The following is a 24,964-nucleotide window of genomic DNA, read 5'->3' as shown; positions in this document are numbered from 1 at the left end:
CAGCGAGCCGTCCGCGACGATCCGCCCGCCGGAGATCACCAGCAGGTGTTCGGCGGTCAGCGCCATCTCGGACATCAGGTGGGAGGAGACGAACACCGTGCGCCCGTCGGCGGCCAGCTCCCGCAGCAGCGCGCGGATCCACCGGATGCCCTCGGTGTCGAGCCCGTTGAGCGGCTCGTCGAGCAGCACCGTACGCGGATCGCCGAGCAGCGCGGTGGCCAGGCCGAGGCGCTGTTCCATGCCGAGCGAGAACCGGCCGGCCGGCTGTCGCATCACCTTCTCCAGCCCGGCCGCCTGGATCACGTCGTGCACCCGGCTCCGCGGCAGGCCGTTGGTCTGGGCCAGGGCGAGCAGGTGGTGATAGGCGCTGCGGCCGGGGTGGACGGCCCGCGCGTCGAGCAGCGCGCCCACCTCGATCAGCGGCCGCCGGTGCTGCCGATAGGGCACGCCGTGCACCGTGATGGTCCCGGCGGTCGGGGTGTCCAGCCCGAGCGCCAGGCGCATCGTGGTGGACTTGCCGGCGCCGTTCGGGCCGAGGAATCCGGTGACCGCTCCCGGCCGTACCGTGAATGTCAGGTCCTGGACGGCGATCTTGTCGCCGTAGCGTCTGGTGAGGCCCTTCGCTTCGATCATGTGCTCCACGTTTCCGGAGCGCGGCGGAAAGGACAGTGGGGTGCGCGCGCCGCCGGGGGTGGGGTTTTCCGCACCCCCGCGCGGGAGCCCGCCGGATACTCTCTGAGCTGTGCGGGGCCGACCGTGGAGAGCATGACCACACCGACGAAGTCACGCGTCGCCATGCACCTTGCGCACGGCGGCCTCCTCGCCGTCGCCACCGGACTCACCTTCTTCTTCATCGTGCTGCTCTGGGGCGCCGCGATCTGGAGCCTGGCCGAGGGTCCGACCGGCGCGCCGATCCTGGCCTGGATCTATGCGCTGGCCGTGCCGCTCGGCCCGATCGTGTTGCTCTGGGCGATCCGCCGGTTCGCCGACCGGCAGCGGATGCGCCTGCGCAAGATCGGCGTCGACGTGCCCACCCCGGCGCGGCCACGGCGTGGCGGGCTGTGGCGGCTGATCGACCCGTGGCGCACCGGCAGCACCTGGCGGCAGGTCGCGTTCCATCTGTATGCGGTCGCTGTGGACGTACCCGGAAGCATCCTGGTCGTGGCGCCGCGGACCGGTGGGCGCGTCGCCGAGCTGGACGCCGTCGTGGGCCGCGTGCTCCTCGGGCCCAACCGGGCCGAGCGGCTGGCCGAGCGGGTCGCGACGCTGTCCCGCAGCCGCGACGAGATCATCTCGGCGACCGACGCCGAACGCCGGCGGATCGAGCGCGACCTGCACGACGGGGTGCAGCAGCGGCTGGTGTCCATGGCGATGAACCTGGGCATGGCGCGCTCGGCGCTGCCGCCGTCGCCGGAGCGCGAGGCGATCGAGATGGCGCACGACGAGGCGGTGGCCGCGCTGACCGAGCTGCGCGAGTTCGTGCGCGGGCTGCATCCCGCGGTCCTCGACGACCGCGGGCTGGATGCGGCGCTCTCCGGGATCGCGGCGCGGGCTCCCCTTCCGGTACGGGTGCGCGTGCACGTCGAGCCCCGCTGTCCGGCCGCCATCGAGGCGATCGCCTACTTCACGGTCTCCGAGGCGCTCACCAACGTCGCCAAGCACGCGTCCGCGACCGCCGCGGAGGTGGTCGTCACCCGGCAGGACGACACGCTGCGCATCGAGGTGACCGACGACGGCAAGGGCGGCGCGACCGTGGCGCCGGGCAGTGGACTCAGCGGCCTGGCACAGCGCGCCGCCGCGGCGGACGGCAAGCTGACCCTGACCAGCCCCGAGGGCGGGCCGACCGGACTGATCGTGGAGCTCCCATGCGGGTAGTGCTCGCCGAGGACTCGGTGCTGCTGCGCGCCGGCCTGACCAGGCTCCTCAACGACGGCGGCTTCGAGGTGGTGGCCGCGGTCGGGGACGGCAACGAGCTGCTCAACGCGGTCGACGAGCACCAGCCCGACCTGGCGGTGATCGACGTCCGGATGCCGCCGACGCACACCGACGAGGGCATCCAGGCCGCCCTGGTCATCCGCAAACTGCACCCGTCGGTCGCCGTCTGCGTGCTCTCCCAGTACGTCGAGGAGCGCTACGCCACCGACCTGCTGGGCACCTCGACGAACGCGGTCGGCTACCTGCTGAAGGACCGCGTTGCGCAGGTGCGCGACTTTCTCGACGCGCTGCGCCGGGTGGCCGCCGGCGGCACCGCACTGGATCCGGAGGTGGTCGCGCAGCTGCTGGTCCGCCGCCGCGACGACCCGCGCGACCGGCTCACCCCGCGCGAGCAGGAGGTCCTGCGGCTGATGGCCGAGGGCCGGTCCAATGCCGGCATCGTGGACGCCCTGCGGGTCAGCCACAGCGCCGTCGAGAAGTACGTGAGCAGCATCTTCGCCAAGCTCGACCTGCCGCCGACGGACACCGACCACCGCCGCGTCCTGGCGGTTTTGAAGTTCCTGGACGGATAGGTCTGCGGTAATGTCCGGGCATGGGTGACAGTCGATCTCTGAAGGAGCCGGCGGACCCGCTTACCGGCTCGTCCGAGGACCCGGCCGCCGTCCATTACGACGATGAGGAGAGGCCCGCCCGGGAGCTCACCGGCCGGATCGGACTGGGCGTCGCGATCGTCGCCTTCCTGGTCGCGATCCTGGTGCTGTGGCAGGTGTTCCGGCCGCTCGCGCAGGGCAGCCAGTTCTATCTGATCATCTTCCTGGCGGGCACCCTCCCGCTGGTCTTCCTGTGCTACCACCCGGGCTTCGGCCGCCGGGACCGCCCGACCGTTCTGGACTGGGTGCTCGCCGCGCTCACCCTGCTCGTCTGCCTCTATCCGATCAACCCCTTCGACGGCGGGTACGACGCCTTCCTCAACCGTCAGGGCCTGCTGGACAGCCCGGACGTGATCGCCGGCGCGTTGCTGCTGGTGCTCACCGTCGAGGCGTGCCGCCGCACCACCGGCTGGGCGCTGCCGGTGGTGTGCCTGCTCTTCCTGGCATATGGCTACTACGGCGGGCTGCTGCCGCAGAGCTGGCCGATCGCGCACGTGGGGCTCGACTTCGGGCAGATCATCGACGCGCTGTTCAACTCGGGCAGCGGGTTCTACGGCACTCCGCTGGACGTCGCGGCCACGTACATCGTGCTGTTCACCATCTATGGCGCCGTGCTCGACCTCTCCGGCGCGAGCCGCTTCTTCGTCGACCTGTCGGTCGCCGCCTTCCGCAAGTCGCGCAGCGCGGCCGGGCGCACCGCGGTCGCCGCCGGTTTCCTGCTCGGCACGGTCTCCGGATCCGGCACGGCGACCGCGGTCAGCGTCGGCGCGGTGACCTGGCCGATGCTGAAGCGGGCCGGCTACCCGCCCGAGCAGGCCGGCGGCATGCTGGCCGCGGCCGGCGTCGGCGCGATCCTCTCGCCGCCCACGCTCGGCGCCGCCGCGTTCATCGTGGCGGAATACCTGGACGTGTCCTATCTGACCGTGCTCGGCTGGGCGATGATCCCGACCGTCCTCTACTACCTGGGCATCCTGCTGGCGGTGGAGATCGACGTCCGGCGCTTCGGGGTCAAGGCTCTCGACGTGCCGCAGACCTCGGCGTGGCGGCTGCTGCTGCGCTTCGGCTACCACTTCTCGTCGCTCGTGCTGATCGTGCTGCTGCTCGCGGTCGGCATCAGCGCCACCCGCGCGGTGGTCTATGCGACCATCCTCGCCGCCGCGCTGTCCTTCCTGGACCGGCGCTCCTGGCTCACCCCGCGGCGGCTGTTCACGGCACTGTCCGTGGGCGTGCGCGGCGTGCTGCCGGTCGCCGCGGTGTGCGCCGCGGCCGGCATCATCACCGCCACCACCACCAAGACCGGTCTCGGCGCCCAGCTCGCCAGCCTGCTGGTCAGTGGCGCCAAGGCGGTCACCGACAACCCGACCGCGGTGCTCGCGCTGACCGTGGTGCTGGCCGCGATCGCGCTGGCCATCCTCGGCCTGGCGGTGCCGGTCACCGCCAGCTTCATCATCGGCTGGGTGATCATCGGCCCGGCGCTGCTCGGTCTCGGGGTCAGCCCGGCCGCGGCGGCGATGTTCGTCTTCTACTACTCGGTGCTCTCCGAGGTCACCCCGCCCACCGCGCTCGCCGCGGTCGGGGCCAGCGCGATCACCGGCGGCCGCACCGTGCCCACGATGTGGCAGGCGCTGAAGTACGCGCTCCCCGCGTTCCTCGCGCCGATCGCGTTCGTGCTCACCGAACCGGGCGAATACCTGCTCGCCCGCGGCCCGCTGCTGGGCATCCTGTGGACCACCCTCGCGGCCGCGCTCGCCGTGCTCGGCCTCGCCGTCGCCACCGGGGGGTGGGTCCTCGGGATCGGCGCCGCGCCGTTGCCCGCCCGCATCCTCGGCGGTCTCGCCGGATTGCTGTTGCTCTATCTGGCCCCGGTCACCATCGCGGCCGGCGTCATCGCTCTCGCTCTGGCCGCCGCGCTCGCGGCCATCCACAAGAGAACGGGGAGTCAATCGCCATGAGACGAACGCAACGCAGTGGTAGCCCAGCCGTGCATCCGGGCGCCCGATACAAGGCTCACCTACCACTACTGGCACTGTGCCTTGTCGCATCGCTGGCGGCGTGCGGCGGGCGGCAGGACTCCGCCACCACCGACGCCGGCGGCGAGGTCACCTGCGAGGTGGCCAACGAGACCCGGATCGGCATCGCCACCGGCAACGCGACCGGCGTCTACTTCGCACTCGGCAACGCCTATGCCGAACAGCTGGGTGCGACCGGCGGCAAGGTGAAGGCCACCGCCTCCGAGACCGGTGCCTCGGTGCAGAACATCCAGCAGCTGGTGGCGGGCAGTTTCGGGCTGGCGTTCTCGCTGGCCGACACGGCGGCGGACGCGGTCAACGGCACCGGCAGCTTCACCGCGAAGCAGCCGGTCGCCGCGATCGCCCGGATCCACACCAACTACACACAGGTGATCGTGCGCAAAGGTGCCGGCATCACCGACGTGGCCGGCATGAAGGGCAAGCGGGTCTCCACCGGCTCACCCAAGAGCGGCACCGAGGTGATCGCCAACCGCATCCTGAAGTCGGCCGGCCTCGATCCGGCCAAGGACATCAGCGCGCAGAAGCTCGACCTGACCAAGACCGTCGACGGCATGAAGGACGGCAACATCGACGCCATGTTCTGGTCCGGCGGCCTGCCCACGCCCGGCGTCACCGACCTGCTGACCACGTCGGGCGGGCAAGTGGAGTTCCTCGACATCACGCCGCTGCTCCCCGAGATGCAAAAGATCAATCCGGTGTACGAGGCCAGCACCATCCCGGCGGCCACATACAAGACGGCGGCCGACGTGAAGACGATCGTCGTACCGAATGTCCTGCTGGTGAAGGACGACCTGGACGCGAACGTCGCGTGCGTGCTCACCAAGGCCCTCTTCGACCGCAAGCCGCAGCTCGAGCAGGCCAACGCGGCGGCCAAGGAGATCAGCCTGGACACCGCACGCAAGACCGACCCGGTGCCGCTGCACCGCGGCGCGGTCAAGGCCCTGGACGACCTGGGCGCGCCCAAGTAGCGATCCCGTACGGTCTACCCACGTGGCCACACACGCCGGGAAGATCGTCGACGTCGTGGTCCCGGCCCGTCTCGGGCCGGGATTCCGCCGTCTGCTCGCATCCTCGTGGAGCACCAACTTCGGCGACGGCATCGCGGCCGCGGCCGGCCCACTGCTGCTCACCTCGCTCACCGACGATCCCTTCCTGATCTCGATGGCCGCGCTGCTGCGCTGGGCGCCGCCGCTGGTCTTCGGCCTCTATGCGGGCGCGCTCGCCGACCGGCTCGACCGGCGGCGCATCGTGATCACCGCGAACGTGGCCCGGGCCGTGGTGCTGGTGGTGCTGGTGGCCGGCCTGGCCGCCGGGGTGGTGACGGTCTTCTCCGCGCTGCTCGCGCTCGCGCTGCTGGCCACCGCCGAGGTGTTCGCCGACGGCACCACGTCCACGCTGGCGCCGATGCTGATCGGCCGGGACGATCTGGCGCTGGCCAACGCCCGCCTGCAGGCCGGCTTCATCACGCTGAACCAGCTCGCCGGGCCGGCCGTCGGCGCCGCGCTCTTCGCCGCCGCCGTGGTCTGGCCGTTCCTGGCCGAGTTCGCGCTGGTCGCCGCGGCGGTGCTGGTGCTGACCCGGATGCGGCTGCCGGCACACGGTCCGGCCGGCCCGGCGGGCATCCGCCGGGAGATCGCCGAGGGGCTGCGCTGGACCGTCCGCCACCCCGCCGTGCGCACGCTCTCGCTGACCATCCTGATCTTCAACTTCACCTTCGGCGCCGCCTGGTCGGTGCTGGTCATCTATTCGATCGAGCGGCTCGGCCTGGGCGCGATCGGCTTCGGCCTGGTCAGCACGGTGTCGGCCGCCGGCGGCCTGCTCGGCATCGGCGCGTACGGCTGGATCACCCGCCGGGTCAGCCTCGGCAACGTGATGCGCGCCGGCCTGATCATCGAAACGCTGACCCACCTGGCGCTGGCGCTGACCACCACGCCGTGGGTGGCGATGCCGATCTTCTTCGTCTTCGGCGCGCACGCCTTCATCTGGGGCACCACCTCGATCACGGTCCGCCAGCGCGCGGTGCCGGCCGCCCTGCTGGGCCGGGTGAACAGCGTGAACACGATCTGCGTGTTCGGCGGCCTGGTGGTCGGCTCGGCGATCGGCGGCACCCTGGCCACCCACTTCGGCGTGGTGGCGCCGTTCTGGTTCGCGTTCGCCGGCTCGGCCCTCTTCGTCGCCCTGATCTGGCGCTCCCTGAGCGCCATAGCCCACACCGACGCCGCCGCCTAGCACTCTCCGTGCACCACATACATACTCTTCGTTATGTCGCCCTCCCCCGCTCCCGACCCGGGCCAAGTGGCCACCTCGATCATTTCCTGGTCGGGATTCGTGCTGACCGGCTTCAGTTTTCTTTTGGCGGTGTTCACTGCTTTCCTGTTGCTGGCCGCGGTGTTCGGATTGAAGGAACTCCGGAACATCCGCCAATCGGCGCGGGACGTCGGCGACGAGGCGAACCGCATTCTGCAGGACGCCAACGGACTCCTGACGCAATTGCGGGACGAGATCGCGGGCATCGACGGGCGGATGAACTCGCTCGTCGAGGTCTCCTATCTGTTCAACCAGGGCGAGCTCGCCTACCGCGGCGGAGAGTATCTGAGGTCGGTGGATTTTCTGGGACGTGCCGCCCTGCTTGATCCCAAGAACGCCAGAGTCCTCTATCGACTGGGCCGAGCCCTGACCAACGCCGGTGACGATGTCGCGGCACCCGACCGGTTCAAGGAGATGAAGGCGCTCGGGCCATATTCGGGCGAGCCGGAACGCGGTCTCGCCTACCTCTTCCGCTACAGCGATCCCAGCCAGGCCTTCCGCTATGCGCAGGAGGCGACGGCGGTGGACCCCAGGAATCACCACAACTGGAATTGCCTGGGCATCATCCAGCGGGACGCGGGCGACATCACGGGATCGACAAGATCCCACGAAAAGGCGGCCGATCTCGAACCCAAGTCGGTTGTCACTCCTTTCTATCTGTCGCTGCTGCGAGCCAGGCTGGGTGCTGCGGACCGGGCGCGAAGCGACTGCAGTGCGGCGGTCTACCGCCTCCGGGTGCAGGAGCAGCGGAGCCCGGTGAAATCCATCTGGGCGGACCTGATCCTGTGGGCGGAACGCGTTCTTGCCGGTGATTACGACGGCGCCGACCCGTTGTGCGCGTCGCTCGCGGCCGGTTGCACCTCACGCCGCCGAGCGCGCGAGGTCGGCGGCCACATGGACTTCCTGCTGCGTTCCCTGAAGCGGGAGAACTTTCTCAGCAGGTACCTCGGCCCGATCGAGGAACGGTGGCCGCCCCAGCCCGGCGAGTAGATCGGCTTCCGCGCGGCGGCCGGTCGAATTGGTTGTGTCGGCCGCCTGCGTGATGTGCACATCCACTACGCTGGCGCGGTGCCCGTCACAGATCGCCCGGGAGTCGTGCGCTCCGGCCGGCAAGTCACCCGCGGGTCGGGCGTTTATCTGGCGTCCGAGCCGGAGGAGAACGCGCCCCGGCAGATCGTCGTCGACGGTAAGCGGCTCTCGCGATTCATGGACTCGATCTATCTGGATCGCCCGTGCGAGAAATTGGATCAGAAGAAGATCCAGGTGCTGAACGAGGTCCGCCGGCCGCTCCTTGAGCGCCACCCGATCAGCGCTGTCAACCGGCGTGTCCGCGGCGCCTTTGCCCGGGCGGTCGGCACTGTTCGGCCGGGCACGGTTCTCGAGTGGGGATGCGGATTTCATCCCATCCTCGAACTGCTCGAGTCGACCACCTATACCGGAATCGACATCGATCCGTCGGTGATCTCGCACAATCGTCTGCGCCACCCCGAAGTCTCCTGGCACGAGGCGGACCGGGAACTGTCGAACATCGGCGCCGCGAGCCAGGACGCGATCGTCAGCTCGTTCGTATTCCACTTTCGCCTCTCGCGGCAGCATGTCTCGACCATGCGGCGGGTGTTGAAGCCGGACGGCATCCTGCTGGCCAACGTCTATCGCCGCTCGTCGCATTCGAGACGTGAGCTCGTCGCCCTGTTCGAGCAGGCCGGATTCCGCGTGCACCGGGCAAAGGACAGCGCCGGGCTCTGCACCGGCCACGAGTTCTGGTGTCTGCTGCGCAAGGACCATCCGGATCCCGGCGTGGCGGACACGCTCCTGCGGGAAATCTCCGCCGGGATCGTCGGCGAGCAGGTTGTCGCCGGACCGGGTGGTGCGGAGTGATCGGCAGGCGCAGGATGGCCTGAGGAGCACCGGGAGGTCAGATGGCGCAGGAGTCTGCGGGAACGGCGACTTTTCGACAGGCGCGCGATTTTCTGCTCGCGCATCGGGAGGACTATGCCGAGGCCTCCGCTCAGTTCGGGTGGCCCGTGCTCGACGAGTTCAACTGGGCGCTGGACTGGTTCGACGTGATCGCGGAGGGGAACGACTCCCCGGCCCTGTGGATCGTCGAGGAGGACGGGCGCGAAGGGAAGTTCTCGTTCGCCGAGATGCGGCACCGGTCGAACCAGGTGGCGACCTGGCTGCGCGGCCAGGGGGTCGAGCGCGGCGACCGGATCGTGCTGATGCTGGGCAATCAGGTCGAGCTCTGGGACACCATCCTCGCGGTGATCAAGCTGGGCGCCGTGCTGATCCCGGCCACTCCCCTGCTCGGCCCGGCGGACGCCCGCGACCGGGTGGCCCGCGGTGCGGCGAAGCACGTCATCGCCGCCTCCTCGGCGGCCGGGAAGTTCCCGGACGGCGTCACCCGGATCGCGGTCGGTGAGCCGGTGGACGGGTGGCTCGACTTCGCGGAGGCCTATCGGGGCGACGGCACGTTCGAGCCGGACGGCGTGACGCGGGCCTCCGACACCCTGCTGCTCTATTTCACCTCCGGCACCACCGCCCGGCCCAAGCTCGTCGAGCACACCCACGCGAGCTACCCGGCCGGGCACCTCTCGACGATGTACTGGATCGGCCTCGAACCGGGCGACGTGCACCTGAACATCTCGTCGCCGGGCTGGGCCAAGCACGCCTGGAGCAACGTCTTCGCGCCGTGGAACGCGCAGGCCTGCGTGTTCATCCACAACTACACCCGGTTCGACGGCCCGCGCCTGCTGGCCGAGATGCAGCGCTGCGGCGTGACCAGCTTCTGCGCGCCACCGACGGTGTGGCGGATGCTGATCCAGTCCGACCTGGCCGCGTTGCGCACCCCGCCGCGGCTGGTGGTGGGCGCCGGTGAGCCGCTCAACCCGGAGGTCATCGACCAGGTGAACAAGGCGTGGGGGGTGACCATCCGGGACGGCTTCGGGCAGACCGAGACGACCGTGCAGATCGCCAACTCGCCGGGGCAGCGGGTCTTGCCGGGGTCGATGGGCCGGCCGGTGCCGGGCTACCAGGTGGCGCTGATCGACCCGCTCACCGGCGAGCACGCCGAGGAGGGTGAGATCTGCCTGCGGCTCGACCCGCGGCCGCTCGGGCTGATGGTCGGCTACCACGGCGACGACGAGCTGACCGCGGAACGGATGGCCGGCGGTTACTACCACACCGGCGACATCGGCTCCCGCGACGCGGACGGCTACATCACCTATGTGGGCCGCACCGACGACGTGTTCAAGGCGTCGGACTACCGGATCTCGCCATTCGAGCTGGAGAGTGTGCTGATCGAGCACGAGGCGGTGGTGGAGGCCGCGGTGGTGCCGTCACCGGACGAGCTGCGGCTGGCGGTGCCGAAGGCGTATGTGGTGCTGGCCGAGGGCTGGGCGCCGGACGAGGCCACCGCGAAGGCGATCTTCGAGCACTGTCGCGAGCACATGTCGCCGTTCGCCCGGATCCGGCGGCTGGAGTTCGCCGAACTGCCGAAGACCATCTCCGGCAAGATCCGCCGGGTGCAGCTGCGCGACGCCGAGCGCGACAAGCACGCCACGCCCGGCGTCACTCCGCCCGGAGAGTTCAGCGGCTAGATTCCTCGTGTGGGCGCGAAAACGGCACTGGTGGCGTTGGTCCGCGGCGATGCCACGATGGCATCGGGAAAGGCCGACCCGTCGGCCACGGCCGCGTTGATCGGTCACGCTTTTCCCGGCTGGCCCGCCGAGCAGATCAATGGCATCTTCCTGTACGAAGGCACGTATCCCCCGGACGGCGTCGCCTATGCCGGCGCGTTCCCGGGCGTAGACCTGGTGTGTGACCGCCGGCTGGCCGACGGTGTGCCGGAGCACCTGCTGGAAGCGGGCAGCGACCGTCGCGTCATCCATCACGCGATGCACAGCGGTTCGGACACGTTCACGTTCTCGGTGTGGGAGAAGGGCGAGCTGATCCGGTCACTCGGCGTCTCACCGGACGACGTGGCGGAAAATGTCGGCACACCGTTCGCGTTCGAGGAGCCGTTCTGGGCCGGCGAGAAACCGCTCGACTTGGGCGAGGCGGCGCTGCGCGAGTTCCTCGGTTTCCGCATCGAGGGCCGCCCCGAGCCGGACGACCTCGACGCGGAAGCCGTGTGGTTGCACGGCTTCCGCGGTCCGCTGGATCCCGAGGTCCTCGACGAGCAGGCCCGGATGGCCGAGCTGATCAAGGGAATGCGACGCCGGAGCTTCACCATCGGCCCCGACGGGTCGATGGTCGAGGTGACCGACTAAGGGCTTAACAGCGGCCGAGGTCCTCCCACTGCTGGGTCCAGCCGGGCTCGGAGCCCTGCGTCCACCACTTGGCCCGCCACAGGTGCACGCCGTCGCCGGAGCGCGGCCCGTTCGGGTCGCCGTTGCGGCTGCGCTCGTGCTTGGCGAGCTGCCCGCCGGTGTAGATCGCGCTGATCGTCCAATTCGGAGCGTTGTCACAGTTGGTGGCCGGCGGCGGGTCAGAAGGCGGAGTTGTCGGCGGATCGGTGGGCGGGTCGGTCGGCGGGGTCGTGGAGCAGTCGCCGCTGCCGTTCACCGTGTCGTTGAACGAGGTGCCGGCCGAGCGGTACGCGTCCTTGCGGCTGGTCACCTGCGCCGGCGACAGCACCGTGTTCTTGGCGAACAGCATCCAGTCGACCTGCTGCACATAGGTGCTGCGGCCGCCGCTGTGGGTGGCCAGGTCGATGAACCACTGGTTCCAGTTGATCGTCATCGTCTGGCGCGGGTAGTACTTGCCGGAGTGGTCGCCGACCAGCGCGCCGTCGATGTAGTACTTCACGTGCCCGCCGGACACCTGCACCACCAGGTCGTGCCAGCCGGCCAGGCTGCTGCGCTGCTCGGAGTGCACGTTGTCGGCGAACCACGGCTCGTTCCGGTACGTGTACCAGGTGGTCTGGTAGTTGATCGGCCCGGTCTCGCCCCACCCGCCGTTCGGCAGATACTCCGACACGTCCAGTTCGGAATAGGTCGGGTCGAGGTCGTAGGCCAGCGGGCTGATCGTGAAGAAAGTCTGGTTGACGTGATCCCCGTCGTTGCCGCTCACCGGCGTGTCGGTGAACCGCACCCGGCTGGCATAGGTGCCCTCGAAATAGCGCTTCTGTGCCGAATACAGCTCGGCGTGCCCGGTGCCGCCCGCCGTCCCGTCGGTGTACGCGGTCAGCTGCATCACCTTCTGCCCGTCCGCGGTCGGGAAGGTGATGTTGGCCGGCGACCACGACGCGCCGGCCACCCCGGGCCCGCCCTGATAGCTGCGCGGCACCCAGCCGTGCCCGGTCAGCGCCGAGTCCGACGAGGACGAATAGGCGAAGTCGTCGAACAGCTGACCACAGTCGGCGGCCGCGGCTGACGCGTTGGGCAGCACGACGACAGCGCCTACCAGGGCAGCCACGCCAGTCAGCGCAAGTGATCGACGTTTGTCGATTTTCATGGATGGAGTCCTTCCTTCCGAGGGGATGCGGGAAGATCAGCGGTGGCGGCGGTGGGTCTCCACGGCCCGCACGGTCAGCTCGAACGCCTCGGTGGTGCGCTCGTAGGTGCGCTGGGCCACGGCGACGTAGATCAGGTCGAGCACCAGCAGCGCCGAGTGCAGCGCGGACAGGGCGGCGACCCGGAACGTGGTCTCGTGCACCGACGTGGTGAACACGACGTCGGCGGTCTCGGCGAGCGGCGACCGCGGATAGGACGTCACCGCGACGGTCAGCGCACCGTGGTCGGCGGCCTCGGCCAGGGTCTCGATCACCTCGCCGGTGCGGCCGGAGTGGGACAGCCCGATCGCGACGTCACCGGGGCGCAGCAGCGCGGCGTTGGTCAGCGCGGTGTGGCTGTCCGACCGGCTCCACACCGGGATCCGGATTCGCTCGAGCCGGAACGCCATCTCGCGGCCGGCCGTGCCGCTGCTGCCCAGCCCGAAGATCTCCACCCGGCCGGCCGCGGCGATCGCCCCGGCGACCCGCTCGATGTCGGTCATCTCCAGACCGGCGGCGGTGGCCTGGATCGCCCGGGTGTCCGCGGTGGCGATCACCTTAAGCACGCTGTCCAGCGAGTCGCCGGGATTGATGTCGCCACTGATGTCGGTCTCCCAGCGGGCCTGGTCGGCGCGGCCGGTCTCGGTGGCCACGGCGACGCGCAGGTTCGCGTACCCCTTGAAGCCGAGCGCGCGGCTGAAGCGGGTGACCGTCGCGGCCGAGGTGCCGGTGCGCTCGGCGAGGTCGACGATGCTCGCGTTGGCGGCCCCCTCGGGGTCGCCGGCGATGGTCGCCGCGATCCGGGCGAAGGCGCCGGGCATGGTCGGGCCCTCGATGCGCAGCCGCCCGAGCAGCCCACCGCTTCCACCGGTCATGATGCGAGCGTCCTTTTCACAGTAAAGTTTGTTTGATGAAAATTACGACCGCGAGCCCGGATAGTCAATGATGACTTTCTATGGAGATGGTGCTGGGGGTCGATGCCGGGGGCACCGGCTCGCGGGCGGTGCTGACCACCGCGGACGGCGTCGTGGTCGGGCGGGGCGCGGCCGGGCCGGGCAATCCGGCGCTGGTCGGGGTGCACGCGGCCGAGGCGATCGGTTCGGCGGCCCGGATGGCGATCGGCGGACATCGGGTGGCCGCCGCGGTGGTGGGCCTCGCCGGGATCAGCGCGCTGACCAACCCGGCGGTCCGCGCGGCCTTCGACCGCGAGTGGGCGGCGATCGGCCTGCGCTGCCCGGTGCGCATCGTCGGCGACGCGGTCACCGCCTTCGCGGCCGGATCGATCGGCGACGGCGGCCCGGCCGGGCGGCGCGGGTCGGTGCTCATCGCCGGGACCGGTGCGGTGGCCGCGCTGGTCGACGGCTTCGAGGTGGTGCGCACCGCGGACGGTCTCGGCTGGCTGCTCGGCGACGAGGGCTCCGGCGTCTGGCTGGGGCTCGAAGCGGTGCGGACAGCCGCCCGGCACCCCGGCGACCTGGGCGCCGCGGTCCTCGCCCACGCCGGCGCGCGCACCTCGGACGAACTGGTGGCCTGGGCCGGCCGGCAGCCACCGACCGCGTTCGCCGCCCTCGCTCCCCTGGTCTGCGCCTCCACCGACCCGGCGGCCGCCACGATCGTCGGCCGGGCCGTGCGGAAGCTGATCGCGACGCTGGACGAGCTGCGCGACGACGGCCCGGTGGTGCTGGCCGGCGGCCTGCTGACCGCGGACACCCCGGTGCGCCGCGGGGTGCTGGCCGCGCTCGGCGACCGGGCCCGGGTGGCCGGCGATCCGGCGCTGGGCGCGGCCCGGCTGGCCGCTGAGGCGGTGTCAGGCGTTCCGGGTCGCCTCGGCATCGTGCAGTGACAGCAGATCGACGGCCTGCGCCCGCATCTCGACCTTGCGCACCTTTCCGGTGACGGTCATCGGGAAGCCGTCCACGATGTGCACGTAGCGCGGGATCTTGTAGTGCGCGAGCCGGCCCTCGCAGAACGATCGGACCGATGCGGCGGTCAGCGGCGCGGCGTCCGGGCGCAGCACCACCCAGGCCATCAGCTCCTCGCCGTATTTGGCGTCCGGCACCCCGATCACCTGCACGTCGGCGACGTCCGGGTGGGTGTAGAGGAACTCCTCGACCTCGCGCGGATAGACGTTCTCGCCGCCGCGGATGACCAGGTCCTTGATCCGGCCGACGATGTTCAGATAGCCGTCGGCGTCCATCGTGGCCAGGTCGCCGGTGTGCATCCAGCGGGCCGCGTCGATCGCCTCGGCGGTGGCGTCGGCCTGCTCCCAGTAGCCGAGCATCACCGAGTAGCCGCGGGTGCACAGCTCACCCGGCTCGCCGCGCTCGACGACCAGCCCGGTGGCCGGGTCGACCACCTTCGACTCGAGGTGCGGCATGACCCGGCCGACCGTCTCGGTGCGCCGCGCCAGGCTGTCGTCCGCCCGGGTCATCGTGGACACCGGTGACGTCTCGGTCATGCCGTAGCAGATCGCCACCTCGGTCATGTGCATCTCGGCGACCACCCGCTTCATCACCTCGACCGGGCACGGCGAGCCGGCCATGATGCCGGTGCGCAGCGTGGAGAGGTCGTGCTCGGCGAAGTCGGCCAGGCCGAGCTCGGCGATGAACATGGTGGGCACGCCGTAGAGCGAGGTGCAGCGCTCGCTCGCCACCGCGCGCAGCGACGCGGCCGGGTCGAAGCCCGGCGCGGGCAGCACCATGCAGGCGCCGTGCGAGGTGGCCGCGAGGTTGCCCATCACCATGCCGAAGCAGTGGTAGAGCGGCACCGGGATGCAGATCCGGTCCTCTTCGGTGTAGTTCACCAGCTCACCGACGAAGAAGCCGTTGTTCAGGATGTTGTGGTGCGACAGCGTGGCGCCCTTGGGGAAGCCGGTCGTGCCGGACGTGTACTGGATATTGATCGGATCGTCGAAGGACAGAGTGGCGGCCACCGGCCCGTCCGAGTTGTCGGATAGATCAGCCCACTCCGCGGATCCGATGAAGATGGTCTCGGCGAAGCCGACCGACTCGATCATCCCGCGGTAGTCGCTGGTCTTGAAGCTGACCGCGCTGATCAGCAGCCGCACCCCGGACTGCCTGAGCACGAAGTCCAGCTCGTGCGTCCGATAGGCCGGGTTGATGTTGACCAGGATCGCGCCGATCTTCGCGGTCGCGTATTGCACCAGCACCCACTCGGCGCAGTTCGGCGCCCAGATGCCGACCCGGTCGCCCTTCTCGATGCCGCGATCGCGCAGGCCGTGGGCCAGCCGGTTCACGTCGGCGTCGAATTCGGCGTACGTCCAGCGCCGGCCGGCGGCCACGTCGACCAGCGCCTCGCGGTCGCCGAAGCGCGCGACGGTCCGTTCCAGGTTGGCGCCGATCGTCTCCCCGAGCAGCGGCACGTCCGAGATCCCACTGGCATACGCGAGCATCCCCGCAGCATGAGCGCCCGGCACCGGAACTCGCCACCCCCATCCGGGGGTGGGCCGTGACATGCTCGTCGCATGGTCGAAACAAGTGACCCCGACCTGGGTGCCGCGCTCGGCCGCCTGCGGCGGGTCACCGGCCTGCCGGTGGCGTTCGGTGGCCTGGTCACCGGGCGGGCCATGCGGCTCAGCGACTTCGCCGGCACGGCGACCTCCGCGCTGCACGGGCTGGTGGTGCGGGCCGGCCACGGGCTCGGCGGCCGGGTGCAGGCCACCGCCCGGCCGGGACGGGTCGCGGACTATGCCGCGGATCCCCGGATCACCCACGAATACGACCGCCCGGTGACCGCGGAGGGCCTGCGGGCGATCGCCGCGGTGCCGGTGGTGGCGGGTTCGACGGTGCTCGCCGTGCTCTATGCGGGCACCCGCGAACCCCTGGCGGTGGGCACCCGGGCGATGGACGCGATGGGCCAGGTGGCGGTCCGGCTGGGCGCGGAGCTGACGGTACGCCGCGCGGTGCAGCGCCGCCTGGACGAGCTGGAGACCGCCGCGCTGACCCGGGCCGCGCACTCGCCGCCCGCGGCGCCGGAGTGGGAGAGCGTCCGGCAGGCACACGCCGACCTGCGGTCCATCGCGCGCGAGATCGTCGACCCGGCCCTGCGGTCGCGCCTCGAGGACGTCTGCACGCTGCTCACCACGAACACCGGCCGGCCCGGCCCGAACCCGCTGTCCCCCCGCGAGATCGACGTGCTGGCGATGGTCGCGGTCGGCTGCGGCAACGCCGAGGCGGCCCGGCGGCTGGGCGTCACGTCCGAGACGGTGAAGAGCTACCTGCGCAACGCCATGCGCAAGCTGGGCACGCACGGCCGCGTCGAGACCGTGGTCGCCGCCCGCCGACAGGGCTTCCTCCCTTAGGTTTGGGATCATGGAGATGAGCCGCGTCGTCGTCACGTCGTCCGGGGTCACGCTGGAGACCGTGCCGGTGCCCGAGCCGGGGCCGGGCGAGGTGCTGGTCAAGATGGCGGTGGCCGGCGTCTGCGGCTCGGACACGCACGCGCTGCACGGCCGGCATCCGTTCATCACGCTGCCCTACCCGGCCGGGCACGAGGCGAGCGGTGTCGTGGTGGGTGGCGAGGCGCTGCCGATCGGCCGCCGCGTCACGGTCGAGCCCGACCTGCCCTGCTGGGACTGCAAGAACTGCCGGGCCGGCCGCGAGAACATCTGCGAGCGCCTGCGGTTCTTCGGGTGCGCGCACGACCAGGGCGGCATGGCGGAGTACTTCACCATCGACGCCCGACGCCTGCACACCGTGCCGGACGAGCTGGACTGGCCGGCCGCCGCGCTGATCGAGCCGCTCTCCACGCCCGTGCATGCGATCCGGCTGGCCGGCGGCGTACCCGGAAAAAGCGTGGCGATCCTCGGCGCCGGCACCATCGGTCTTCTGATGTTGCGGGTGGCGCGTGCGCAAGGCGCGCGCCGGATCGTGCTGACCGCCCGCTCCGCGGCGAATCGGGAGCGGGCCCTGAGATTCGGCGCCGACGCCGCGGTGGTCACCGACGCCGATGCGGTACGCGCGGAGCTCGGCGAATCGGCGGACGTGGTCTTCGACTGCGTGGCCGAGCAATCCACCGTGACCGAGGCGATCCGGATGGCGAACAAGGGCGGCACGGTGATCGTGATCGGCGTGCCGGCCGCCGACGTGACGATCCCGCTGCCGGTCGTCCAGGACAGTCAGATCCGCATCCAGGGCAGCGCCACCTATCTGCCCGAGGACTACGCGGACGCGATGAAGCTGCTGGGCGAGGGCGTGGTCACGGCGGCCGACTTCGTCACCGCGACGCACCCGTTGCGGGACGCGGCGGCCGCCTTCCGCGACGCGGAGAGCGGCTCCCACATCAAGGTGCTGCTCACCGGCGCCACCGATCCGCCGCGCTGAACGCCGGCCCGACCTTCGGTCAGGCCGGGATAGGCAGGTAGCAGTCATACGAGCTCTGCCGCAGCAGCAGCCCGTCGCGGAACTCGAGGAACTGGCCGATGTGCGCGGCCAGCGGCGTGCCGGCCGGGATGTCGCCCAGCTCCCGGGCGGCGCGCGCGGTCCAGACCAGCTGGACCGCCATCCGGTCGCCCGACTCGAACAGGTCGGTGATCTCGATCCGCTGGTCGCGGACCACGGTGCCGGCGACGTCCGCGCCGGCGGCCAGGCCGTCGACATCGCGGGTGCGGCCGTGCGGCGTCATCAGATTGGGCATCTCGACCTGCTCGGCGTCCGGGTGCCAGAACTTCGCGACCTCCCGGCCCGGCGCAAAGGCACAGAGCGTGGAGCGCCGCACGGTGGCCGGTGATCAGCGCGCCCGTACGGTGCGGCTGACCGACCGCGGCCGGGCCGTCATCGAGACCTCGCGCCGGCAGCAGGCCGAGGCCGAACGGCAGGTCATCGAGCGAGTCGGCGCCGACCGTGTACAGGCGGCCAAGGAGACGCTCGCAGCCCTGCTCGACCTGACCGGCGCGGCCGCCCGCGTGCGCACCCGCAGCTTCCCCACTCCGGTCGACTGACCGGGTCTCACCATGGGTCATCTCCAGGGGTTTGTGCGTTGCCGGGGACCACTGTCTGGCGCACCGCTTTCGCAGCGCCTAACGTCGGCTGAATGGCAGGCTTGACGCACTACGACGTGGTGGTCGTGGGCAGTGGGTTCGGCGGGAGCGTGACCGCGCTGCGCCTGGCCGAAAAGGGCTACCGGGTCGGCGTGCTCGAGGCCGGCCGCCGGTTCACCCCGGAGACGCTGCCGAAGACCTCGTGGGATCTGCGGAACTTCCTCTGGGCGCCCCGGCTGGGCCTGCGCGGGATTCAGCGCATCACGCTGCTCAAGGACATCGTGGTGCTGTCCGCGGCCGGGGTGGGCGGCGGTTCGCTGGTCTATGCGAACACGCTCTATCAGCCGCCGGCCGCGTTCTTCGCCGATCCACGGTGGTCCGGCATCACCGACTGGGCCCGCGAGCTGGAGCCCTACTACGAGCTGGCGACCCGGATGCTCGGCGTCACCGTGCAGCCGTCGATGACCCCGTCCGACGTCGTCATCGAGCAGGTGGCGAAGGACATGGGGGTGGGCGGCACGTTCCGGCGTACGCCGGTGGGGGTGTTCTTCGGCGAGCCGGGCAAGACCGTGCCGGACCCCTATTTCGGCGGCGCCGGGCCGGACCGCACCGGCTGCCTGGAGTGCGGCGACTGCATGATCGGCTGCCGGTTCGGCGCGAAGAACCGGCTCGACCTCAACTATCTGCACCTGGCCGAGCGGGCCGGCGCGGTGATCCACCCGGACACCACCGTCACCGGCCTGCGACCGCGGGCGGACGGCGGCTGGCTGGTCGAGACCAAGGGCGCCGGCTTCACCGCGGACGATGTGGTGCTGGCCGCCGGGGCGCTGGGCACGCAGCGCCTGCTGCACGCGATGAAGGACACCGGCGTGCTGCCCGCACTGTCGGATCGGCTGGGCGCGCTCACTCGCACCAATTCCGAGGCGCTGCTGGGTGCGCAGGCGATGCGCGTACCGGAAGAGCCTTTTTCGCGCGGGGTGGCGATCACCTCGTCGTTCCATCCGGACGCCGACACCCACATCGAGCCGGTGCGATACGGGCCGGGCAGCAACGCGATGGGCCTGCTCTCCACGCTGCTGGTCGACGGCGGCGGCCGCGTGCCGCGCCCGATCCGCTTTCTCGGCCGGGCGCTGCGCCATCCCGCGCTCTTCGCGCGCTCGCTCTCCACCCGGAGGTGGAGCGAGCGGACCATCATCGCGCTGGTCATGCAGTCGCTGGACAATTCCCTGACGGTACGCAGGACCCGCCGCGGCCGCCTGACCACCGGACCCGGTCACGGGCCGGCGAACCCGACCTGGATCCCGGCCGGGCACGAGGCGGTGCGCCGCATCGCGGACCGGATCGGCGGCTTCCCGGGCGGCACGGTCGGCGACGTGTTCGACATTCCGATGACCGCGCACATTCTCGGCGGCGCGACCATCGGCGACTCACCGGCGACCGGCGTGGTGGACGCCTTCCACCGGGTGTTCGGATATCCGGGACTGCACGTGGTGGACGGCTCGGCGGTGCCGGCCAACCTCGGCGTGAACCCGTCGCTGACGATCACCGCGCTGGCCGAGCGCGCGGCGGCGCTGTGGCCGAACCGGGGTGAGCCCGATCCGCGCCCGCCGGCCGGCGCGGAATACCGCGTCACGGCGGCCGTCCCGCCCCGGTCCCCGGCCGTGCCGGCACACGCTCCGGCCGCTCTCCGAATCGACATTGGGAGCGCTCCCGTATCGGGCCGCACGGGCCTTGGTCAAGGCCCGGACAGCGGTCGTTAGAAATGCGACATGCGGTTGCCGCAATTTGCACTGACAAGCATTGCGAGACAGAATGAATGGCGACAGTCATTTTCGCGGTTCCGGACGCCGCGTGTGCATAGCAGTGACTTAATTCGCCGTTACAGGAGCAGCCACCACATGGCCAAGCAGGTAATCACCCTTCTCACCGATGACCTCGACGGCGGCGAGGCGGACCGCACCGTCGAGTTCGGACTGGACGGGGTCAACTACTCCATCGACCTGTCCGAAAAGAACGCCGGAAAGCTGCGCAAGGCGCTCGACCCCTACCTGGGTGTGGCGACCCGCGTCGGCCGCAGCGGCGCCGACGCCCGCGTCGCCCGCCGCGCCACCGCCAGCACCGGGCGCGCCAGCCGCGACCAGAACCAGGCGATTCGCGAGTGGGCGGGCAAGAACGGTTACGAGGTCTCGGAGCGCGGCCGCATCCCGAGCTCCATCGTCGAGGCATACCACGCGAAGCGCTAGATTGGTTCGACCCGAAACGACGCCGCCGGGCAACGGCGGCGTCGTTTTCTTTTCGTGACGGAAGGGCAACCATGACGGTCGTCATCGTGACCGGGGCGTCGAGCGGCATCGGAGAGGCGATCGCGCTCCGACTCGGGCGTCCGGGAATGACCGTGGTGCTGGCCGCCCGGCGCAGTGCGGAATTGGCCGCGGTGGCCACCCGTATCGAAGCGAATGGCGGCGCCGCGTTGATCGTGCCGACCGATGTGCGCGATCCCGAGGCGATCTCGACACTGATCGAAAAAGCGAGGTCGGTAACCGGCCGGATCGACGCGCTGGTCAACAATGCCGGGGTGGGTGGCGGGGCCTCGGTGCTCACCGACGACGCCGCGGTGGATCAGATGATCGAGGTGAACCTGCGCGCCCCGATCCGGCTGATGCGCGCGGTCGTGCCGATCATGACCGAGCAGGGGTCCGGCACGATCGTCAACATCGGGTCGGTGGCCGGCGAGGTGGGCATCGGCGGCGCCTACTCGGCGACCAAGTTCGGGTTGCGCGGCATGACCGATTCGGTTCGGCGCGAGCTGGGCGGCACCGGGGTCACGGTGACCCTGGTCGAGCCGGGCTACATCGCCACTCCGTTCAACAGCCGGCGCGGCAACCTGCCCGGCCCGGAGATCGTGGCCGCCGCGGTCGAGAAGGCGCTGCGCCGCCCGCGCCGGCGCATCATCGTCCCGTTCAAATACCGCCCCGCGGTGCTGCTCTCCAACGCGCTGCCGATGCTCACCGACCGCATCTACCGCGGGAAAGCTGCTTCAAAGATTGGGTAGCAGCTTGTCCAGGCGGACGGGGAGGTCGCGGACGCGGATGCCGGTGGCGTGCCAGACCGCGTTCACGATCGCGGCCGGCGAGCCGACGATGCCGATCTCCCCGATGCCCTTGGTGCCCATCGGGTTGAGCTGGTCGTCCTGCTCGTCGATCCAGTCCGCGTCGATCCACTCCACGTCGGCGTGCGCGGGCACGTGGTATTCGGCGAGGTCGTGGTTGACCCAGTCGCCGGTCGCCGGGTCGAGCACGCCCTCCTCGTGCAGGGCCATCCCCATGCCCATCGTCATGCCGCCGATGAACTGGCTGCGGGCGGTGCGCGGGTTGACGATGCGGCCGGCCGCGTACATGCCGAACAGCCGGGAGACCCGGACCTCGCCGGTGTCGGCGTCCACGCGCACCTCGGCGAAGTGCGCGCCGAACGCGTGTTTCCCGTCCTTCTGCAGTTTCTGCACGTCCTCGGTGGTGTCGTAGGTGGCCTCGTCGCCGCCGGACTCGCGCAGCCGGCGGCAGGCGCCGGTCACCGCCCAGCCCCAGGACGAACTGCCGGACGAACCACCGGCCACCGAGCCCTGCGGCAGCGTGCTGTCGCCGATCCGCAGCCGCACGAGGGGCACCGGCAGGTCCAGCGCGTCGGCGGCGATCTGGGTCAGGATCGTGCGGGCGCCGGTGCCGATGTCGGTGGCCGCGATGGACACCTCGACCCGCCCGTCCCCGAGCCGCCGGGCGCGGGCCGCGGACGCCTGCACCATCGCCGGATAGATCGCGCCCGCCACTCCCGTCCCGATCCACCAGTCCCCTTCGCGCCGCTGCCGGGGCCGCGGATCCCGCCCCTCCCAGCCGAACCGGGAAGCGCCGAGCCGCAGGCAGTCCGCATAGTGCCGGCTGGTGAACGGGGTGCCACTCTCCGGCTCGGCGGACGGCTCGTTGCGCAGCCGCAGCTCGATCGGGTCCAGGCCCAGCTCGACGGCCAGCTCGTCCATCGCGCACTCCAGGCCGAGCATGCCGGGGGCCTCGCCGGGCGCGCGCATCCACCTGGGCGTCGGCACGTCGAGCCGCACCAGCCGGTGGCCGGTGTGCCGGTTCGGGGCGGCGTACATGTGCCGGCTGCACACCGTGGTCTGCTCGGCGAACTCGAACAGCCGTGAGCTCTGCTCGATCGCCTGATGGTCGAGCGCGGTCAGGGTGCCGTCCGCCCGGGCCCCGAGCCGGATCCGCTGGATCGTCGGGGTGCGGTAGCCGACCATGCTGAACATCGCCTGCCGGGGCAGCGCCAGTTTCACCGGGCGGCCGGCCACCTTGGCGGCGAGCGCGGCCAGCACCACGTTGGGCTTCGGCGTGCCCTTCGAGCCGAAGCCGCCGCCGACGTGCTCGGCGATCACGTGCAGCTGCCCGGGCTCGAGCCCGAAGAGCGGCGCGATCGTCTTGGCGACCACCGACGCGCCCTGGCTGGAGTCGTACAGCACCAGGTCGTCGCCCTCCCACACGGCGATGGTGGCGTGCGGTTCCATCGGATTGTTGTGCAGCGCCGGGGTCTCGTAGACCACGTCCACGGTGGCGTCGGCGCTGCTCAGCGCGGCCTCGACGTCGCCCTCGGCGGTCTCCGCCGGGAACTGCGGGTTGACCTTCTCTGGTGTGTAGAGATCCTGGTGGTCGGCGGTGAGCAGCGAGTCGTGCGGCTCCTCGGCGATGTCCAGGTCGATCACCTGGGCGGCGCGCCGGGCGGCTTCCAGGGTGCGGGCCACCACGACGGCGAGCGCCTGGCCGCGATAGCTGATCCGGTCCGACTGCAGCACCTGCAGCTCGGGGTCGTCGCCCGGCCGCAGGCGTGGTGCGTTGCCGTGCCAGAGCACCGCGAGCACGTCCCGGTCCTCGGTGGTCGGATCGACCACGACCGCGTTCAGCGTGCCGCGGGCGACCGGCGACTGCACCACCCAGGCGTAGGCGACGTCGGACACCGGATATTCGGCGGCATAGAGCGCGGTGCCGGCCACCTTCTCCGGGCCCTCGATGCGGGCGAGCGGCGCGCCGACCGCCCGTTCCGTGGTCGTGGTCATGCCGCCCCTCCGGTCAGCTTGGTCAGCGTGGCCGCCACCAGGTTGCGCAGCAGCGGCACCTTGAACCCGTTGTCCCGCAAGGGTTCCGCCGCGGCCAGCTCGGCGTCGGCGGCGGCCAGGAAGGACTCCCGGGTGGCCCGGTGGCCGCGCAGCGTCTCCTCGGCCAGGCGGGCCCGCCACGGCTTGTGCGCCACCGCGCCGAAGGCCAGCCGGACGTCGCGCACGGTGTCGCCGTCGAGGTCGAGCGCCGCGGCCACCGACCCGGCGGCGAAGGCATAGGACGCCCGGTCCCGCGCCTTCCGGTACGCCGAGACCCGCCCGAACGACAACTCCGGCACGTCCACCGAGGTGATCAACTCCCCCGCCCGCAGCACGGTGTCCGCCTCGGGCCGGTCGCCGGGCAGCCGATGCAGCTCCTCGACCGCGAGGGTGCGGTCGCCGTCCGGGCCGCTCACGTGCACCATCGCGTCCAGGGCCACCAGGGCCACCGCCAGGTCCGACGGATGCGTGGCGACGCAGTGCTCGGAGGCGCCCAGGATCGCGAGGTTGCGATGGTCGCCGGTGCGGGCCGGGCAACCGCTGCCCGGCGAACGCTTGTTGCACGGCTTGGTGATGTCGGTGAAGTAGCGGCAGCGGGTGCGCTGCAACAGGTTCCCGCCGGTGGTCGCCATGTTGCGCAGCTGACCGGAGGCGCCGGCCAGCAGCGCCTGGCTCAGCACCGGGAAGTCGCGCCGGACCACCGGATGCACGGCGAGGTTGCTGTTGCGCACACCGGCGCCGATCCGCAGCAGGCCGGGCCGCTCCTCGACGTCCCGCAGCGGCAGCCGGGAGATGTCGACCAGCAGGTCCGGCGTGGCGACGCCCAGCTTCATCAGGTCGACCAGGTTGGTGCCGCCGGCCAGGAACGTCGCGCCCGGGTGGGCCAGCGCCTCGGGGACGGTGGTCGCGGCCTGATATTCGAAGGTCTTCATCGGGCCGCCCGAATCGCCGGGATCATGTTGGCGTATGCGCCGCACCGGCAGATGTTGCCGCTCATCCGCTCCCGGATCTCGGCGTCGTCCAGCTCGCACCCCTCGTCGGCGGCCTCGTCGAGCATGCCGATCGCCGAGCAGATCTGACCCGGCGTGCAGTAGCCGCACTGGAAGCCGTCGTGCTCGATGAAGCTGCGCTGCATCGGATGCGGCTCCGCCGCCGTGCCGATGCCCTCGATCGTGGTGATCTCCGCGTCCTGATGCGCGATCGCGAGCAGCAGGCAGCTGTTCACCCGGCGGCCGTCCAGCAGCACCGTGCAGGCGCCGCACTGGCCGTGGTCGCAGCCCTTCTTGGCGCCGGTGAGCTGCAGATGCTCGCGCAGCGCGTCCAGCACGGTGGTGCGCGGATCGAGGTCGAGCGCATGCTCGACGCCGTTGACGACGAGATTCATGTCGCGGTTCCTACCCGCGACATTCC

The 24,964-nt window shown here is 71.0% G+C and carries 23 protein-coding genes and 1 pseudogene; 16 read left to right on the top strand and 8 right to left on the bottom strand.

Going from position 1 to position 24,964, the window contains the following annotated elements; all coding sequences use genetic code 11:
* Positions 1-9: 9 nt before the first annotated feature.
* A pseudogene (locus tag ACZ6TI_RS03615) lies at positions 10-633 on the bottom strand (ABC transporter ATP-binding protein); the annotation flags it as partial.
* 132 nt (positions 634-765) lie between these two features.
* Here ACZ6TI_RS03615 and ACZ6TI_RS03610 point away from each other — a divergent pair.
* The 9 genes from ACZ6TI_RS03610 to ACZ6TI_RS03570 all read left to right on the top strand — a co-directional run bounded on the left by ACZ6TI_RS03610 (position 766) and on the right by ACZ6TI_RS03570 (position 11,190).
* Complete coding sequence (locus ACZ6TI_RS03610) at positions 766-1,875, top strand: sensor histidine kinase (RefSeq protein WP_465343402.1); 1,110 nt, start codon at positions 766-768, stop codon at positions 1,873-1,875.
* A complete protein-coding gene (locus ACZ6TI_RS03605) occupies positions 1,866-2,507 on the top strand; it encodes a response regulator transcription factor (protein ID WP_465343401.1) in 642 nt (213 codons plus the stop codon). The genes ACZ6TI_RS03610 and ACZ6TI_RS03605 overlap by 10 nt, the downstream gene beginning before the upstream one ends.
* 20 nt (positions 2,508-2,527) lie before the next feature.
* Positions 2,528-4,537 (top strand): TRAP transporter permease, encoded by a 2,010-nt coding sequence (locus ACZ6TI_RS03600; protein WP_465343400.1) that lies wholly within the window; start codon positions 2,528-2,530, stop codon positions 4,535-4,537.
* Positions 4,534-5,583 (top strand): TAXI family TRAP transporter solute-binding subunit, encoded by a 1,050-nt coding sequence (locus ACZ6TI_RS03595; protein ID WP_465343399.1) that lies wholly within the window; start codon positions 4,534-4,536, stop codon positions 5,581-5,583. The genes ACZ6TI_RS03600 and ACZ6TI_RS03595 overlap by 4 nt, the downstream gene beginning before the upstream one ends.
* A 22-nt stretch (positions 5,584-5,605) precedes the next feature.
* A complete protein-coding gene (locus ACZ6TI_RS03590) occupies positions 5,606-6,844 on the top strand; it encodes an MFS transporter (RefSeq protein WP_465343398.1) in 1,239 nt (412 codons plus the stop codon).
* Positions 6,845-6,910: 66 nt separating this feature from the next.
* The gene (locus ACZ6TI_RS03585) at positions 6,911-7,912 is read left to right on the top strand and encodes a tetratricopeptide repeat protein (protein ID WP_465343397.1); all 1,002 of its coding nucleotides are present in this window, start codon (positions 6,911-6,913) and stop codon (positions 7,910-7,912) included.
* A 54-nt stretch (positions 7,913-7,966) separates the two neighbouring features.
* Positions 7,967-8,800 (top strand): class I SAM-dependent methyltransferase, encoded by an 834-nt coding sequence (locus tag ACZ6TI_RS03580; RefSeq protein ID WP_465343396.1) that lies wholly within the window; start codon positions 7,967-7,969, stop codon positions 8,798-8,800.
* 41 nt (positions 8,801-8,841) lie between these two features.
* Positions 8,842-10,518: an AMP-binding protein gene (locus ACZ6TI_RS03575; RefSeq protein ID WP_465343395.1), complete on the top strand. Its 1,677-nt coding sequence runs from the start codon at positions 8,842-8,844 to the stop codon at positions 10,516-10,518.
* Positions 10,519-10,527: 9 nt separating this feature from the next.
* Positions 10,528-11,190, top strand: coding sequence for a DUF6928 family protein (locus tag ACZ6TI_RS03570; protein ID WP_465343394.1), 663 nt, complete (start codon positions 10,528-10,530; stop codon positions 11,188-11,190).
* Positions 11,191-11,194: 4 nt separating this feature from the next.
* Here ACZ6TI_RS03570 and ACZ6TI_RS03565 read toward each other — a convergent pair whose 3' ends face one another.
* Positions 11,195-12,337, bottom strand: a complete 1,143-nt coding sequence (locus ACZ6TI_RS03565; RefSeq protein ID WP_465343393.1) for a glycosyl hydrolase — start codon at positions 12,335-12,337, stop codon at positions 11,195-11,197.
* Between the two features lie 75 nt (positions 12,338-12,412).
* Positions 12,413-13,288 (bottom strand): MurR/RpiR family transcriptional regulator, encoded by an 876-nt coding sequence (locus ACZ6TI_RS03560; RefSeq protein WP_465343392.1) that lies wholly within the window; start codon positions 13,286-13,288, stop codon positions 12,413-12,415.
* Between the two features lie 80 nt (positions 13,289-13,368).
* On the opposite strand from ACZ6TI_RS03560, the gene ACZ6TI_RS03555 reads away from it, so the two are divergent.
* Positions 13,369-14,256, top strand: coding sequence for an N-acetylglucosamine kinase (locus ACZ6TI_RS03555; protein WP_465343391.1), 888 nt, complete (start codon positions 13,369-13,371; stop codon positions 14,254-14,256).
* Here the strand turns inward: ACZ6TI_RS03555 and ACZ6TI_RS03550 are convergent.
* A complete protein-coding gene (locus tag ACZ6TI_RS03550) occupies positions 14,221-15,825 on the bottom strand; it encodes an AMP-binding protein (protein ID WP_465343390.1) in 1,605 nt (534 codons plus the stop codon). The two genes, ACZ6TI_RS03555 and ACZ6TI_RS03550, sit on opposite strands and share 36 nt — an antisense overlap.
* 72 nt (positions 15,826-15,897) lie before the next feature.
* Here ACZ6TI_RS03550 and ACZ6TI_RS03545 point away from each other — a divergent pair, with 72 nt between their 5' ends.
* Positions 15,898-16,734: a helix-turn-helix transcriptional regulator gene (locus ACZ6TI_RS03545; protein ID WP_465343389.1), complete on the top strand. Its 837-nt coding sequence runs from the start codon at positions 15,898-15,900 to the stop codon at positions 16,732-16,734.
* Positions 16,735-16,744: 10 nt separating this feature from the next.
* On the top strand, positions 16,745-17,755 hold the full coding sequence (locus tag ACZ6TI_RS03540; protein ID WP_465343388.1) for a zinc-dependent alcohol dehydrogenase: 1,011 nt from the start codon (positions 16,745-16,747) through the stop codon (positions 17,753-17,755).
* Positions 17,756-17,774: 19 nt separating this feature from the next.
* On the opposite strand, the gene ACZ6TI_RS03535 is transcribed toward ACZ6TI_RS03540, so the two are convergent.
* Positions 17,775-18,149, bottom strand: coding sequence for a nuclear transport factor 2 family protein (locus ACZ6TI_RS03535; protein ID WP_465343387.1), 375 nt, complete (start codon positions 18,147-18,149; stop codon positions 17,775-17,777).
* Here ACZ6TI_RS03535 and ACZ6TI_RS03530 point away from each other — a divergent pair.
* From ACZ6TI_RS03530 to ACZ6TI_RS03515, 4 genes are all read left to right on the top strand, one after another.
* Positions 18,136-18,372, top strand: a complete 237-nt coding sequence (locus ACZ6TI_RS03530) for a hypothetical protein (RefSeq protein WP_465343386.1) — start codon at positions 18,136-18,138, stop codon at positions 18,370-18,372. The two genes, ACZ6TI_RS03535 and ACZ6TI_RS03530, sit on opposite strands and share 14 nt — an antisense overlap.
* A gap of 92 nt (positions 18,373-18,464) precedes the next feature.
* Entirely contained in the window at positions 18,465-20,171 is a 1,707-nt protein-coding gene (locus ACZ6TI_RS03525; RefSeq protein ID WP_465343385.1) for an FAD-dependent oxidoreductase, read from the top strand.
* Positions 20,172-20,309: 138 nt separating this feature from the next.
* Entirely contained in the window at positions 20,310-20,654 is a 345-nt protein-coding gene (locus ACZ6TI_RS03520; protein WP_465343384.1) for a histone-like nucleoid-structuring protein Lsr2, read from the top strand.
* Between the two features lie 71 nt (positions 20,655-20,725).
* Positions 20,726-21,463 carry an SDR family NAD(P)-dependent oxidoreductase gene (locus tag ACZ6TI_RS03515; protein WP_465343383.1) on the top strand — a complete coding sequence of 246 codons (738 nt, stop codon included), beginning with the start codon at positions 20,726-20,728 and terminating at the stop codon, positions 21,461-21,463.
* Here ACZ6TI_RS03515 and ACZ6TI_RS03510 read toward each other — a convergent pair.
* The 3 genes from ACZ6TI_RS03510 to ACZ6TI_RS03500 are packed head-to-tail and all read right to left on the bottom strand — an operon-like array spanning position 21,449 to position 24,938.
* Positions 21,449-23,515, bottom strand: coding sequence for a xanthine dehydrogenase family protein molybdopterin-binding subunit (locus tag ACZ6TI_RS03510; RefSeq protein ID WP_465343382.1), 2,067 nt, complete (start codon positions 23,513-23,515; stop codon positions 21,449-21,451). The two genes, ACZ6TI_RS03515 and ACZ6TI_RS03510, sit on opposite strands and share 15 nt — an antisense overlap.
* Positions 23,512-24,486, bottom strand: coding sequence for an FAD binding domain-containing protein (locus tag ACZ6TI_RS03505; protein ID WP_465343381.1), 975 nt, complete (start codon positions 24,484-24,486; stop codon positions 23,512-23,514). The genes ACZ6TI_RS03510 and ACZ6TI_RS03505 overlap by 4 nt, the downstream gene beginning before the upstream one ends.
* Positions 24,483-24,938 (bottom strand): (2Fe-2S)-binding protein, encoded by a 456-nt coding sequence (locus ACZ6TI_RS03500; protein ID WP_465343380.1) that lies wholly within the window; start codon positions 24,936-24,938, stop codon positions 24,483-24,485. The genes ACZ6TI_RS03505 and ACZ6TI_RS03500 overlap by 4 nt, the downstream gene beginning before the upstream one ends.
* Positions 24,939-24,964: the final 26 nt, after the last annotated feature.

The organism is Actinoplanes sp. NPDC051388 (assembly GCF_055586225.1).
Note: the sequence above shows the minus strand (reverse complement) of the source record. Positions and strands in the feature narration are given on the sequence as shown.

Excerpts from the sequence above, each read along its gene's own strand:
- ACZ6TI_RS03560 (WP_465343392.1), bottom strand. The coding sequence starts at position 13,288 with ATGACCGGTGGAAGCGGTGGGCTGCTCGGGCGGCTGCGCATCGAGGGC.
- ACZ6TI_RS03610 (WP_465343402.1), top strand. The coding sequence starts at position 766 with ATGACCACACCGACGAAGTCACGCGTCGCCATGCACCTTGCGCACGGC.
- ACZ6TI_RS03575 (WP_465343395.1), top strand. The coding sequence starts at position 8,842 with ATGGCGCAGGAGTCTGCGGGAACGGCGACTTTTCGACAGGCGCGCGAT.
- ACZ6TI_RS03505 (WP_465343381.1), bottom strand. The coding sequence starts at position 24,486 with ATGAAGACCTTCGAATATCAGGCCGCGACCACCGTCCCCGAGGCGCTG.
- ACZ6TI_RS03550 (WP_465343390.1), bottom strand. The coding sequence starts at position 15,825 with ATGCTCGCGTATGCCAGTGGGATCTCGGACGTGCCGCTGCTCGGGGAG.
- ACZ6TI_RS03600 (WP_465343400.1), top strand. The coding sequence starts at position 2,528 with ATGGGTGACAGTCGATCTCTGAAGGAGCCGGCGGACCCGCTTACCGGC.
- ACZ6TI_RS03520 (WP_465343384.1), top strand. The coding sequence starts at position 20,310 with ATGGCCAAGCAGGTAATCACCCTTCTCACCGATGACCTCGACGGCGGC.
- ACZ6TI_RS03510 (WP_465343382.1), bottom strand. The coding sequence starts at position 23,515 with ATGACCACGACCACGGAACGGGCGGTCGGCGCGCCGCTCGCCCGCATC.
- ACZ6TI_RS03525 (WP_465343385.1), top strand. The coding sequence starts at position 18,465 with ATGGCAGGCTTGACGCACTACGACGTGGTGGTCGTGGGCAGTGGGTTC.
- ACZ6TI_RS03595 (WP_465343399.1), top strand. The coding sequence starts at position 4,534 with ATGAGACGAACGCAACGCAGTGGTAGCCCAGCCGTGCATCCGGGCGCC.
- ACZ6TI_RS03555 (WP_465343391.1), top strand. The coding sequence starts at position 13,369 with ATGGAGATGGTGCTGGGGGTCGATGCCGGGGGCACCGGCTCGCGGGCG.
- ACZ6TI_RS03515 (WP_465343383.1), top strand. The coding sequence starts at position 20,726 with ATGACGGTCGTCATCGTGACCGGGGCGTCGAGCGGCATCGGAGAGGCG.
- ACZ6TI_RS03605 (WP_465343401.1), top strand. The coding sequence starts at position 1,866 with ATGCGGGTAGTGCTCGCCGAGGACTCGGTGCTGCTGCGCGCCGGCCTG.
- ACZ6TI_RS03540 (WP_465343388.1), top strand. The coding sequence starts at position 16,745 with ATGGAGATGAGCCGCGTCGTCGTCACGTCGTCCGGGGTCACGCTGGAG.
- ACZ6TI_RS03545 (WP_465343389.1), top strand. The coding sequence starts at position 15,898 with ATGGTCGAAACAAGTGACCCCGACCTGGGTGCCGCGCTCGGCCGCCTG.
- ACZ6TI_RS03500 (WP_465343380.1), bottom strand. The coding sequence starts at position 24,938 with ATGAATCTCGTCGTCAACGGCGTCGAGCATGCGCTCGACCTCGATCCG.